This is a genomic window from Sphingomonas phyllosphaerae (genome assembly GCA_036946405.1).
Taxonomy (GTDB): domain Bacteria; phylum Pseudomonadota; class Alphaproteobacteria; order Sphingomonadales; family Sphingomonadaceae; genus Sphingomonas; species Sphingomonas phyllosphaerae_D.
On sequence record JAQIJC010000001.1, the window covers coordinates 3,100,742 to 3,114,205 of the forward strand.

Below are 13,464 nucleotides of genomic sequence, written 5' to 3' on the forward strand. Positions count from 1 at the left end.
AGGCGAAGAACACCGCGCCGCAAAGCAATGCAGCTTTCATAAACCCCCTCCTTGTTCGCTCGACTATCTCGATGCGGGTAACATCATATATGTCCGAGTTATCATAGGCAATAGAGCGCCACGAACTCTTCGCATTGACGCTATTCCACTGATAGAAAACAAAATTTGTTACTTACCCGCAGGTTTGGGCAGCATATATATTGTTGGACATCAACAATGAGCCTTCCCGACTCGAGAGCGCGCCGGAGGGCGGCATTCTTCCTGCGCCGGGTCCAGGCGACGCGACCCGACGTGCAGCGCGCTGGTCCGAGCGGACGCCTAGCCCGCGTAGGACGCCGGATCGAAGTTGCGACTGCACCCCTCCACGAAGCGCGCGACGCCTCGCGCGGCGTAGAAGTCGACGTCATCGCGCGGCGGCTGGGTCACCGGCGGAAACGCGCCATAGCCGGCAAGCAGGCAGTGCCACGACAGGTTGCCGAACTGCGCACGCTCGCCGGCCCGACCGAGCGCCTCCGCCAGATCGGCGCGCCGGAACCAGGCGTCGAGGATCGCCAGCAGCGCGTCGGGCAGGTCCTCGTTCGCGGCGCAGGCGCGCCAATAGTCGCTGTCGGTACGCGTGGTGAGCTTGTAATGCGCGGCGATATAGTCGCGCACGCCGTCGAAGCGCGCCGATATAACGGCGTTGAACGCGTCGCGCGCGCCCGTCGCGTGATGCCCGATGAACTGCTCGACGGTGTTGAGCACCAGATGCAGCGCGGTCGCCTCCAGTGGTTCGATGAAGCCCTGCGCGAGCCCGACCGCGAGGCAATTGCGCTCCCAATGCCGCGCCATCCGCCCGGTCCGGAACCGCAGGTGCCGCACCGTCGCCGCCGCACCACAGCCGCTGGCGGTCCGCAACGCTTGCTCCGCCGCCTCGGCGGACAGGAAGTCGCCGGCATAGACATAGCCGTGCCCGACGCGGTGTCGCAGCGGGATCGACCAGCACCAGCCCGCCGACAGCGCGGTCGACAGGGTCTCGACCGCCGGTGCCCCGGTCAGCGGTGTCTGCACCACCACCGCGGCATCGTTGAACAATTGACCGCGATAGCTGACGAACGGCACGCCGAGCGTCCTCTCGATCAACAGCCCGGCAAAGCCGCTGCAATCGACGAACAGGTCCGCCGCGATCCGCTCGCCGCCGTCGAGCACCAGCGCCGCGACATCGCCGGTCGCCGTGCGCATCGCCCCGTTCACGCGCGCCGCGCGGTGCGCCACGCCGCGCGCCACCGCCGTGTCGCGAAGGAACGCGCCCAGCAAGCCGGCGTCGAAATGATAGCCATATTCGATCCGGAACGGAAAGTGCGGCGGCGCACGCGGCGCCAGCCCGCGCGCCGCCAGCACGCCGTTCAGCAGGAAATCGTCGGGCCGCACCGGCACGTCATGACCCAATCGCCGGTTGCGGCAATTGAGCACGAACGCCTCCTCGGTATGCACGTCGACCTGCGTCGTGAACGGATGGCGATAGTCGGTCCACGGCGCGGCCGGGCTCCAGCCGGCAAAGCGGATCCCGACCTTGTAGGTCGCCTGGCAGCGCGGCATCCATTCGTCCTCGGCGATGCCGATCATCTCGAAGAAGCGCTTCAGCGACGGCGTCGACCCCTCTCCCACCCCGATCGTCCCGATCTCCGGGGACTCGATCAGGGTGATCCGGCTCGTCGGCCACGCGCGCGCCAGCAGGTTGGCGGTGATCCACCCCGCGCTGCCGCCGCCCAGGATCGCGATCCGCCCCGGCGGAGGGGTCACGGCGCGCGACCGCCGAAAGCGTCGAGGAAGGCATCGTGCGTCGGCATCGCCGCGACCGGCGCGCGCCGCGCCGCCGCCAGCTCGCGCAGCTGTTCCCGCAGCTCGCTGTCGCTGGGTCCGTCGGCGAGCGGGTGATGCGCTGCCGGGACGATCCCCTGCCCCAGCATCACCTGCACCCACGACGGTTCCATGAAGATGTCGAACGGGTCCTGCGACAGCGTGCCCGTCGCCGCGAACAGCGCGATCTTGGCGGCCAGCCGCTCGGGCAGCGGCATCGCCCGCAGGTCGCGCCAGAAGGCGGAATCGTCGCGGCGCGTGGCATGATAATGGAGGATGATGAAGTCGCGCACCGTCTCATATTCGAGCTGCGACTGGCGATTATACTCGCGCACCGCCCGCGGATCGATGCCACGACCGGGAAACAGGTGCAGCAACCGCACGGTCGCGGACTGGATCAGGTAGATGCTGGTCGACTCCAGCGGTTCGAGGAAGCCGCTCGACAAACCGATCGCCACGACGTTGCGATCCCATTGCCGACGCGCGCGACCGGTGCGGAACGCGATCGGTCGCGGATCGGCCAGCGCCTCGCCCTCCAGCGAGCCGAGCAACAGATCGGCGGCGGCATCGTCGCTCAGGTGCCGGCTGCTATAGACCAGCCCGTTGCCGACACGGTGCTGCAACGGGATCCGCCACTGCCAGCCGGCGGCGCGTGCGGTCGCACGCGTGAACGGATCGGTCGGCCCGGTCAGCCGCGACGGCACCGCCAGCGCGCGGTCGCACGGCAGCCAGTGGTTCCAGTCCTCGTAGCCGACGTTCAACTGCTGCTGGATCAGCAGGCCGCGCGCGCCCGAGCAATCGACGAACAGGTCGCCCGCGATCTCGCGCCCGTCGCGCAGCACCAGCGTGGTGATCGCGCCCGTCGCGGCATCCCGCCGGCTGTTCGCGATCATGCCTTCGGTGCGACGTACCCCGCGCCGTTCGCTGTAGCGGCGCAGATACTGGCCGTAGAGCGCGGAATCGAAGTGATAGGCATAGGGCAGCGCATAGTCCGGGTCGCCGGCGCGCAGCTTGGCAAAACGTCCCTCGCGCGCCGCCAGATAGTTGAGATCGAAGTCCCAATAGTCCAGCCCGGCCCCCGCCGCGCGCGCGCGTCGCCAGTAATGGTGGAAGGCGCAGAAGCCGGTGTTGCGCCCCGCGGTGCCGAAGGTGTGGAAGTAACGATCGCCGATCGCGCCCCAATCGTCGAAGCGGATCGCCAGCTTGATCGTCGCCTTGGTCTCGCGCAGGAACTCGGCTTCGTCGATCCCGAGCGTCGCATTGACGTGCTGGATCGGCGGGATCGTCGCCTCGCCGACGCCGATGATCCCGATCTCTTCGGATTCGACCAGCTCGATCGCGATCTGGTCGCCCAGCACGCGGACCAGCAACGCGGCGGTCATCCACCCTGCGGTGCCGCCGCCCACGATGACGACCCGCTCGATCGCTGCTGACATGCGGCTTCCTCCCCGGTTCGTCCGCCGTCTTAGAGTGTGATCCACCCGGTTTGAACCACTTCCCATCGTCACCCCGGCGAAGGCCGGGGCCCAGTTGGGAAGGTCTACGAGATTAAGGCGCGACCTACATCATCAGCGTCCCCCAACTGGGCCCCGGCTTTCGCCGGGGTGACGCTTCAGCTTGGATGGATCACACTCTCGGGCGTGCCGCTCCACGCGGCCACCCCGGCTGGCGCCGGGGTGACACGCGCACCGACGATCAGAAGATCGCGTAGGTCAGGTTCAGCATGAAGTTGCGACCGAACTGCTCGTTGCGCAGGAACAGCCCCGTCTCGGAGTCGGAGTAGGTATCGCGCGCATTGGTCAGGTTCATCGCCTGCAACGACACCCGCAGCCCTTGCAGATAGCGGATGTTGGTGCCCGCGAAGTCATAACCGATCTGCGCGTCGACCAGCGTCTGGCCGCTGCGGTTGAGCGGCGCGATCGTGTTGCTGCCGCCGCGATCCTCCGACACCCACTTCGACCGGCTGTTCGCCGAGACGCGTGCCGAGAAGCCATATTTCTCGAAATAGGCCGTCGCCTGGAACACTCGCGCCGACAGGCCCGGAATGTCGAGATCGTCGTCCAGCCCGCCATCGGTGAACGCCGCCGCCCCGGTGACGCCGAAGCCGTCGAGGGCGCCGGTCAGGATGCGCAGCGGGAACGATCCCTGCAGCTCGATCCCCTTCACCTCGCCGCGCAGCCCACCGCGATAGGTGGTGTCGACGCCCAGGAACGTGGCCGGCGTATAGACCGTCTGGCCGTCGCTGCTGACCGCGCGGTGATAACCGGGAATGTAGAATTCGGTATAGTCGCGGATCGTCGTGCTCTGCACGTTCCAGTTCAGCAGCTTCTTGTAGAAGCCCGAGGCGGAGACGAAGCCGTCCGGCGCGAAATAGAATTCGTAGCTCAGGTCCAGCTGGTTCGCCTCATACGGGCGCAGTCGCGCATTGCCGCCGGTCGACAGCCACGGTCCGCGTGCCGGATCGGTGCTGGTCACTTCCGCCACGTTGTTGCGGAATTTCACCGACGAGCCCGGATTGAGATAGTCGATGCGCGGACGGCTCACCACCTTCGATGCCGCGAAGCGAACGGTATGTCCGTTGCCCAGATCGAAGTTCAGGTTCAGACTCGGCAGGACCCGCGTATATTTCGCCCCGTCGGCGATCGGGGTCGCCTGCACGCGCAGGTTCGACCCGACCAGCGAGGTGAAGCCGGTGCCGCGCTGATCGGTAATCAGCGCCTGCACGCCGACGTTACCGAACATCCGCACCGCATCGGTCGTGACCTCGAAATCGGCCTTGATCGATGGCTGCCACACCTTCTCGCGGATCGCATAGGTATCGCCCAGACGATCCGGCTCCAGCGCGCCCGCATCCCAGCGCGTGTAGAAGTCGCTGTTGATGAGCCCCAGCGCATCATAGGCGACGACATTGCCCAGCCCCGCCCAGTTGAGGTCGGCGACGCCGCGGCGCGCGTCCTCGGGGATCGGTCCGTCGGAGGGGTAGGTCTGCGCGGTCAGGAAGAAGCCCTGGTTCGTCTTGGACTTCTTGTGATCCGAATAGCGTAGCGCGACGCTGACCGACTTCAGCACGCTATCGTCGAAGCGGTAGTTCGCCTCCAGCCGCCCGGCGTTGAGGAATTCGTCGAACAGCGCCGAGTTGACGAACCCGTCCTGCGCCTGCGCGAAGCCGATGCCGGCGGCGCGTGCCGCGGGCGTGTCCAGCTCCGTGATCGGCGCCAGGCTGCCGCCCCATGACTGCGGACCAGCCAGCTTCACGACCGAATAATCGTCGAACGTCTGGCTGTTGTTCGAGAACATCAGGCCGCGATCGGTATAGTTCCACTGCCGGATCGTGTTCGGCCCCTGCGAGCGCAGGCCCGCGCGTCCCAGACCCGAATAGCTCTCGCCACGCGTGTCGTTCTTGCTGCTGTCCGAATGCGAGACGTCGAGCGTCAGGTCGAGGTTCGACGTCGGCTTGTAGGCGAAATTGCCGCCGACGACGAAGAGCTTGCCCTGCTTGTCGAGCGGATCGCTGCGCAGCACGGAATTATAGCCGCTGGTGCGGGCCGAGGTGACCAGATCGCCCTCCGCACTCAAGATGCCGCTGCCGTCCGCGGCGACCGGCAATTGCTCGATGAAGCCGCGCGAGATGCCCTTGTCCGAAAAGTCGATGTAGAGCGCATCGACCGTCGCCGTGAACTTCTCGTCCGGCCGCCATTGTACGACGCCGGCCAGCGTATCACGCTTCAGCACGCGCGAGCGTGCCGCGGCTTCATAACCGGACACCACCTGCTTGCCCGCGTTCGGGCCGGAGGTGACCGCGTCGTCGGCATAGCCCCAGACGCTCGAGAACTGGTTCTGAACCGGCGAGGAGGTGGTCGCCGCGGTCAGCGCGATGCCGATCGTGTCGTTGGCGAACTTGTCGCTGAACGACAGCGCCAGGCGATAGCCGCGGTTGCTGAAATCGGGGTTCCGCGATGGCTGGCCATTCTGCTCGACGCTGCCGTTGACGATCAGCGCGCGCTTGCGCTCCAGCGGACGGACGGTGCGGATGTCGACCGTGCCGCCGACGCCCATCGCGGTCAGCCCGGCGTCGGGCGTCTTGTAGACGACCGCGCTGCCGACGATCTCGGCCGGGTACAGATCGTATTCGACCCCGCGATTGTCACCGATGCCGATCAGTTCTCGACCGTTCAGCGTCGTGCCGACGAAGTCCTCGCGGAAACCGCGCACCGAAATCCCGCTGATGCGGCCCGAGCGACGCTCGCCGGCCAGACCGGCGAGACGTCCCAGTGAATCCGCGACGCTGGACTGCGGCAGCTTCCCGATATCCTCGGCGGAAACGGCCTCGATCACCGACGTGCTGTTCTTCTTCAATGCCTGTGCGCGCTCCAGGCTGGCACGCAAGCCGGTGACGACGATGTCCTGCGGCACCGATGCGTTGTCGTCGACCGACTGGGCAGCGGCGGGATCGCTTGCCGGGGCGGGTTCGGGAACGACGTTGGTCTGTGCGGCGGCCGACTGGCTGGCGAGCAGCGCGAGCGCGGCGGTCGAGCATACGAGCAATTGCCGTGTGGTCGTCATTCCTGAAGTCCCCTCCTTTGCGATGCCCGGCCAGTTCACTCGCCGTGGCATTCAAGTTATGCGAATCGGATACTCGCCTCTGCAATCGATTGCAATCGCAAAAATTGCCGTTATCTTCATGAAATAGCCAGTCGGCGGACCACCGCCTAGAGAGGATGCGATCTATGGCGAAGACTTTGATGCGTGCGATGCTTCCGGTAGCGCTATCAAGCGCTTTGTTCTTGTCGGGCGGTGTCGCTGCGCAGCGCCTTCCTGGTGTAAAGGCGGAGACGGTTCCATGGTGGAAACACGCCGTCATCTATGAAATCTATCCGCGCAGTTTTCAGGACAGCAACGGCGACGGGGTCGGCGACCTGCCCGGAATCACGTCACGGCTCGACTATCTGAAAGCGCTTGGCGTCGATGCGATCTGGGTGACGCCGTTCTTCCCCTCACCCAACGCCGACTTCGGCTATGACGTCGCCGACTATACCGCGGTCGATCCGCAATATGGCACGATGGCGGACTGGGACCGGCTGGTCGCAGAGGCGAAGAAGCGCGGCATCCGCGTGATGGTCGATTTCGTCGTCAATCACAGCTCCGCCGAGCACCCGTGGTTCAAGGAATCGCGCCGTTCGCGCACCAATCCGAAAGCAGACTGGTATATTTGGCGCGATGGTGCTCCCGACACGCCACCGACCAACTGGCAATCGATCTTCGGCGGCCCGTCCTGGACCTGGGACGAGACACGCAAGCAATGGTACTACCACATCTTCTTGTCGCAACAGCCCGACCTCAACTGGTCCAGTCCGGGCCTGAAAAAGGCAATGTTCGACGTCGTACGCTTTTGGCTGGACCATGGCGCGGCAGGATTTCGGCTGGATGCCACCCCCTATCTCTTCGAAGACCAGGCCTGGCCCCAAGATCCCGATCCGAAAAGTGGCGATCCGGTGTGGCTGAAGCCATATAATTCGCAGCTTCCCGGCACCAACGCCGTGCTGCGTGAAATGCGCAAGATCGTCGACAGCTATCCCGGCAACCCGGTCCTGCTTGGCGAATCCTCGACCCGCAGTATCCAGCAGCTCCGGGCAGTGTACGGCAAGAACAAGGACGAGATCCATCTGCCGATGAACTTCCTGGTCGGCAATATCGACAAGCTCGATGCCGCGACCTTCAAGCGCCGTTACGACGAGGCCGCGACGCAGCTCGACGGACTTACTCCGGTCGAGTTCTTCAGCAACCACGACCAGTCGCGCCAGTATAGCGAGTTCGGCGACGGCAAGAACGATGCGCTGATCGGCAAGATGACCGCCGCGCTGACCCTGCTCAATCCCGGCACCGCGCTCCTTTATTATGGCGAGGAGATCGGGATGGCCGACATGGACAAGGCGACGCTCGCCAAGGTCCCGCTCGGTCCCAACCGTCCCCGCAGCGACGAGCGCGACCGTGCGCGGACCCCGATGCAATGGAGCACGGCACCCAATGCGGGTTTTTCGACCGGGACGCCGTGGCTGCCTGCCAACCAGCGCTATACCGTCACCAACGTCGTCGCGCAGGAACGCGACCCGGCATCGCTGCTCAACTGGTATCGATCGCTCATCGCCATGCGGAAGACCGATCCGGTGTTCCGCAGCGGCCGCTACGTCCCGCTCGAAAGCAGCGATTCGAAGGTCTTCGCCTTCGCGCGCGAGGCCGCCGACCGGAACGGCGCGGTCGTCCTCGCCAATACCGGCGACACCCCGTCGATGCCGTCACTCGAAGGATTCGAGGGCGGAGCCCCGCAGCTCGGCGCAAAGACCTGCGCCTCCGGACATGGCGGCGCCGGCCTGTCGGTCGGCGCGTACGACACCTGCATCATTCGTTTCAGGCGATAGATGAGGGCGCACCCGTTCCTGGGTGCGCCCGAGCGGCCAGCATTACTGCGCCTGTTGATCCTTGGCCGTGCGCGCGACGTCAGCCTTGCTCATCTGAGAAACCAGGACATCGCCCGATCCGCTGAAGTTGGCGGCGGGCAATTGCGCCAGCCGGTTGCCGACGGCGACCGTCACTGCCTCGATCGCACCGTTCGCACCGGCTCGCACCGCCTGAACCGTCCCGATCACGCGTCCGCGTGCATCGGCGACATTCATCCCGCGAGTCACGTCGAAGCTGCCGGCACCTTCTGCCGCCGCGCTGCCCGCCAGTGCCAATTGCCCGCCGCCCAGGTTACCGGCCGCTCCGCCGTGTCCCGTTGCATCGCCCGCACCCGCAAAAGCCTGTCCAGCCGTCGTCCGGGTACGATCCTGCGCTGCGCCACCGGCGTTGCGCAGTTGCGACACCGCGCCACGGGCAGCGGCGACACCGCTCCGAGCCGTGTCCGCAAGCGCATCGGTGCCGACGAGCTGCGCGTCCGCCGATCCCGCGGCCGCGCCGGATCCGCCGGCCGAACCGCCGATCGCGCGCCCAGCAAGGTCCGTGTCGCCGCTCAGCGCCGATCCGCTCGCCGCGCTGCCGGAGGCGCTCGCCCGCCCGCTACGGGTGTCAATGCTTCGCCGTCCCTGCGCCGAGCCGATCGACGCGATTGTTCCGGTCGTGCGCCCGATCGTGTCGCCGAACATCCCCCCAGCGCTGCCCGTGCCGGCCCCACCCAGGGTGCCGCCGAGCATGCCGCCACCGGCACCGCCCAGCAGCTGGGCCGCGGCGGGCGAAACGGTCATCAGGCACAGGGCAGTGCCGATCAGCCACTTTTTCATGTCAATCCTCCTTCAGCTGTTGGGTGTCTGATCGGAGAACGGATGGCCGGTCGGGTTTAATCCCGAAAAATTCAGCGCGGCGTCGTGCGACAATCATCGCACACCAAACCGCGTCCGTAGCGCGAGCCAAGCGGGCGGGCGGCGCGATCGAGCGCTTCGATTGCCGCGGCGCGACGGCCTGGGTTGACCGAGGGATAGGTCAGCACGAGCCGCCCCGCGACCAGCGGCGCGGCGAACGACGTCCCGCGCACCGCCGCCGCGCGTCCGTCCGCTGATGCCGCCAACATGTCCGCGGCGGGTGCGGCATAGTCGAGATGCGTCGCCCGTCCCGCCTCGATCAGGATGCGATTGCGCGCATCGACGCCGGTCACCGCAATGACGCCCGGATAAGAGGCGGGGAAGCTCGGCGGCGAGGCCGGGCCGTCATTGCCGACCGGAGCGACGATCAGCACGCCCTTCGCCTGCGCCGCCGCAACCACGCGGGCGAGGAGCGGATTGGCCGGGCCGACGAGGCTGACGTTCACCACCGAAACCCCCTGCCCGGCCAGCCAGGCCAGCGCCTTGGCGATGGCGGTCGCGTTGCCGCCGGCAGGGTCGGTACCATAGACGTCGGCGACGACCAGCCGTGCGCCCGGCGCCGCGCCGCGGACCAGTCCGCGCCCCGCGATCAGCGAGGCGACCGCGCTGCCATGCGCGCTCGTTCTGGGCGCGCCGATCGCGAAGCCGCGCTGATCGACCACCCCGTCGACACCGCCGTCGATCACGCCGACGCGCGGCGTCGCGGTGTCGGGCGGGTTCGGCGTAGCGGTGGTGAAGGCTCGGGCGGCGGTCACGCCGCTTTCGGAGTGCAGTTGATCGGCCGCGACGTCGCGCGCGCCGAGGCGACGCAACTCGCGGAACGCTGCGGCAAGGCCGCGGCCGGGCGGTGCCGCCAGCCGGGTGAAGCCCACGCCGAGCAAGTCGCCGCTTTCGATCACGCGATAGCCCCGCTGGATCGCGGCTGCGACCGTTGCGGCATCGGGCTCGGTCAGCACCAATTCGCCTGCGCGCGCCGCGAATCCTTGCGGGTCCCGCACGATCCGGTCGGGATAGCGCCGTACCAAGGCGCTGACACGATCCAGGCGCAAGGCTTCAAGCGCGCGTGCACCGCGCTCCGACACGTGGGCGACCGCGTCGGTCACCGGCCGCAGTGCGGGCGTCAGCTCGCCGATGCCCGGCATCGCCGGAAGCAGCTGAGCACTCGCCGCGCCTCCTACCATCGCCATCAGCGTCGCCGCAGTGAGCCGCCCGAACCTCGCCATCATCGCCCCGAATATGCCATCATCGGGATGAAACGGCCATCGGCATCCGTTTCATCCTTCGGCAAGGGAAATCGGAGCGACATTGGCGAGGTTCGAGGACGAATTGCTGGCGATCCTGCCGCGCCTGCGGCGGTTTGCCCGCTCGCTGTCGCGCAACGCCGCCGATGGCGACGATCTGTGCCAGGTGGCGATCGAAAAGGCGTTGACCGCGCGCAACCAATGGCAGCCCGGAACGAGGATGGACAGCTGGATGTACCGCATCACGCGCAACGCCTGGATCGATCAGGGACGCGCCCGCCGACGGGCCGCCGAAACGTTCCTGCCCGAGGATGCCGGAGTGGCGGTCGGAGAGGACGGCGCCCGCGCGATCGAGGCACGATTGGAGCTGGCGCAGGTCCAGCGCGCGATGGAGGCACTGCCCGACGAGCAGCGCGAGGCGGTCGCGCTCGTCCTGGTCGAGGGATTGGCCTATAAGGAGGCGGCGGCGGTGCTGGACGTGCCGATGGGCACGCTGACGTCGCGCCTCGTGCGCGGACGCCAGACCTTGCTGGCGCGGATGGGAGAAGCGGCATGACGATCGATGACGCGCTGCTGATCGCCTATGCAGACGGCGAACTCGATCCGCTCGCCGCCCGGCGCGTCGAGCGCGCGATGGCCGGCGATCCCGTTCTGGCAGGCCGCGTCGCGGAACACCGCGCGTTGCGTGAACGGATCAGCCGTGCCTTTGCGCCAGTCGGCGAGGAAGCGGCACCCGATCGGCTCTCGACGCTGCTGACCGACAACGTCGTCGCGCTTTCGCCACGCCGCCCCCCTGTCACTCGCTGGTGGCCCGCGGGAGCGGTCGCCGCCGGGCTTGCGCTCGCCATCGGGCTGGCGACGCCGTGGCATCAGACACCCGGCACCGGCGATCATGCCAGCGGCATGCTCGAAACGGCGCTCGACCAGCGTCTCGCATCGAGCGATGGCGATCCCCGGTTGCTCGTCAGTTTCCTCGATCGGCAGGGCAGCTATTGCCGGGTCTTCGCGGGTCGCGCGCTGGACGGCATCGCCTGTCGCGACGGCAGCAGGTGGCGGCTGGTGCGAACCGCGCCGGGCAGCGAAAACGCGACGGGGGCTGGCTATCGGCAGGCGGGCTCGGGCGACGCGACCTTGCTGGGCGAAGCACAGGCGATGATGGCGGGCGACCCGCTCGACGCCGCAGCTGAGGCCAGCGCCCGCCAACGCGGCTGGCGCTGACCCCCTCCCCGATCATAGCCGAAGACCGAGACGCAACCCCGCGCCGGCTTCCGGAGCTCCGCGGCTCAGTCCGGCGCTGCCCTGCATCCCCAGCGACAGGCGCGATGACAAAGGTGTTTCGAGACCCGCCGCGACTTCTTCCCGGCCCCCGGTGCCGAGACTGACGCGCGACGCGTGATTGTAGGCGACGCTGACCTCGCCGGCCTGCCCCAGCCGAAGCGCCACCCCGCCCCGTGCGGTCGCGACATTCTCCAGCCGATACCCGCTGGACCGGCCCACGACGGTGTAGCCGAGCGCAGCGAAGGGCGTGATCTTGCCGGGTCGCGCCGCCTCGACCGCGATCGCAACGTCGGACTTGCCGGTTCCAAGGCCATGCGTGGCCGATGCGGTCGGCAGTTTGGCGCTACCCGTCACCGCCAGCGCGATGCGATGCTGCCGCGGTTCGACAAGCTGCACCGACGCACCCACCACGGCATCGCCGAGCCCACTGCGGCGAACGCGCGTGACGGGACGCGCCGGATCGACCAGGATCGGCAAACCGAGCGGGCCGCCCGTCACCACGACATTGCCCGGCGCATCGACGCGGACGACCGGCAGACTGGCGAAGGCGCTCACCCGCTTGCGTTTGGCGCGCAATCCGATGGACGCCGTCGATGTAGCGATCCGCTGGCCAGTGCCATAGGTGCCGCTACCATGCTCGGTGCCTGCCGATACGATCACCTGAGCCGCAACCGGTGCCGCATGGTGCAAAGCGAGCCCCGCCACCGACAGCGCCACAACCAGTCCCGTCCGCTGCATGTTCCGTCCCCGCATCACCTTCGCCATGCGGAGAGAACGGCCGAGGCCGGGGCTTTAATCCGGGCAGCGCATGCTCATCCCGCCGCGCGTCCCGAGGACCTGAACCTCGGGTCGGCGAGGTGATCTTGCGCCTTGCTGCAAAAGCCTGTGACCGAGACAAGCGAGCAGCACCGACGACGCATTACCCGTTAAGCCAGTCGACCTCGATCTCACCCCTGTGACCCTGCGGCGCCAGCACAGCGCGTAGCGCTTCCAGCAAGGGCGCCAGCGTCTGCGTGAAGGCGTAGGGCGGGTTGATGATGAACAGACCCGCGCCGTTGTAGATGCCAGGCTGATCGTCGTCGTAGAGCCAATGCTCCACCGTAAGAAGCTTGGCGATCCCGAGCCGGCGCAATTGCTCCTTCCAGCGCAGGTGCGTCGCACGGTCCTTCAGGGGATACCAGATCGCCACGACGCCATGCGCCCATTTACGATGCGCAGCGGCAAGGCTCGCCGTGATACGGTCGCGTTCGTCCGTCTGCTCATACGGGGGATCGACCACTACCAAGCCGCGCGCGGTGCGTGGCGGCACCATCGCCAACCAGAATTCGTAAGCGTCTCGCTCATGGACGGCAGCGGAGGTGTCGCGCATCGAGCGGCGAAGGATACGAACATCTTCGGGATGCTTTTCGTTCAGGATCAGCGAATCCTGTTGGCGCAGAAGCTGCGCCAGGATCCGCGGCGAGCCGGGATAGAGGTGCGACCCGCTTCCGACATTCACGGCCTGCACGGCCGCACGATAGTCGTCCAACAGCGGATCCGATGCGCTGAAAACGCGCTGCACGCCCAACGTCGACTCGCCGGTACGTTGCGCATCTTCACCCTTCAGATCGTAGATCCCGCAGCCGGCGTGCGTGTCGATCAGGGTCAGCGCGCCCGGTTTCTGCTGTAAGGCCTGCACGAGAGAGATCAGCAGGCTGTGCTTGACCACGTCGGCGCTGTTACCGGCGTGAAAAGAATGGCGGTAATTCACTGAG

General features: G+C 67.1%; 10 protein-coding genes. 3 read left to right on the forward strand and 7 right to left on the reverse strand.

Features of this window, described 5'->3' with window-relative positions:
- Window positions 1-318: 318 nt before the first annotated feature.
- The 3 genes from PGN12_14515 to PGN12_14525 all read right to left on the reverse strand — a co-directional run bounded on the left by PGN12_14515 (window position 319) and on the right by PGN12_14525 (window position 6,402).
- A complete protein-coding gene (locus PGN12_14515) occupies window positions 319-1,782 on the reverse strand; it encodes a tryptophan 7-halogenase (GenBank protein ID MEH3105099.1) in 1,464 nt (487 codons plus the stop codon).
- The gene (locus PGN12_14520; protein ID MEH3105100.1) at window positions 1,779-3,275 is read right to left on the reverse strand and encodes a tryptophan 7-halogenase; all 1,497 of its coding nucleotides are present in this window, start codon (window positions 3,273-3,275) and stop codon (window positions 1,779-1,781) included. The genes PGN12_14515 and PGN12_14520 overlap by 4 nt, the downstream gene beginning before the upstream one ends.
- 259 nt (window positions 3,276-3,534) lie before the next feature.
- Window positions 3,535-6,402 (reverse strand): TonB-dependent receptor, encoded by a 2,868-nt coding sequence (locus PGN12_14525; protein ID MEH3105101.1) that lies wholly within the window; start codon window positions 6,400-6,402, stop codon window positions 3,535-3,537.
- A 164-nt stretch (window positions 6,403-6,566) separates the two neighbouring features.
- On the opposite strand from PGN12_14525, the gene PGN12_14530 reads away from it, so the two are divergent.
- Entirely contained in the window at window positions 6,567-8,255 is a 1,689-nt protein-coding gene (locus tag PGN12_14530) for an alpha-glucosidase (protein MEH3105102.1), read from the forward strand.
- 42 nt (window positions 8,256-8,297) lie between these two features.
- On the opposite strand, the gene PGN12_14535 is transcribed toward PGN12_14530, so the two are convergent.
- Together PGN12_14535 and PGN12_14540 are read right to left on the reverse strand one after the other, a co-directional pair.
- Window positions 8,298-9,113, reverse strand: coding sequence for a hypothetical protein (locus PGN12_14535; GenBank protein ID MEH3105103.1), 816 nt, complete (start codon window positions 9,111-9,113; stop codon window positions 8,298-8,300).
- Between the two features lie 71 nt (window positions 9,114-9,184).
- A complete protein-coding gene (locus PGN12_14540) occupies window positions 9,185-10,378 on the reverse strand; it encodes a S8 family serine peptidase (GenBank protein ID MEH3105104.1) in 1,194 nt (397 codons plus the stop codon).
- Between the two features lie 118 nt (window positions 10,379-10,496).
- Here PGN12_14540 and PGN12_14545 point away from each other — a divergent pair, with 118 nt between their 5' ends.
- Window positions 10,497-10,988, forward strand: a complete 492-nt coding sequence (locus PGN12_14545; GenBank protein ID MEH3105105.1) for a sigma-70 family RNA polymerase sigma factor — start codon at window positions 10,497-10,499, stop codon at window positions 10,986-10,988.
- On the forward strand, window positions 10,985-11,650 hold the full coding sequence (locus tag PGN12_14550; protein MEH3105106.1) for an anti-sigma factor: 666 nt from the start codon (window positions 10,985-10,987) through the stop codon (window positions 11,648-11,650). The genes PGN12_14545 and PGN12_14550 overlap by 4 nt, the downstream gene beginning before the upstream one ends.
- 12 nt (window positions 11,651-11,662) lie before the next feature.
- Here PGN12_14550 and PGN12_14555 read toward each other — a convergent pair whose 3' ends face one another.
- Together PGN12_14555 and rlmJ are read right to left on the reverse strand one after the other, a co-directional pair.
- A complete protein-coding gene (locus PGN12_14555) occupies window positions 11,663-12,463 on the reverse strand; it encodes a transporter (protein MEH3105107.1) in 801 nt (266 codons plus the stop codon).
- 166 nt (window positions 12,464-12,629) lie between these two features.
- Window positions 12,630-13,460, reverse strand: a complete 831-nt coding sequence (gene rlmJ / locus PGN12_14560) for a 23S rRNA (adenine(2030)-N(6))-methyltransferase RlmJ (GenBank protein ID MEH3105108.1) — start codon at window positions 13,458-13,460, stop codon at window positions 12,630-12,632.
- Window positions 13,461-13,464: the final 4 nt, after the last annotated feature.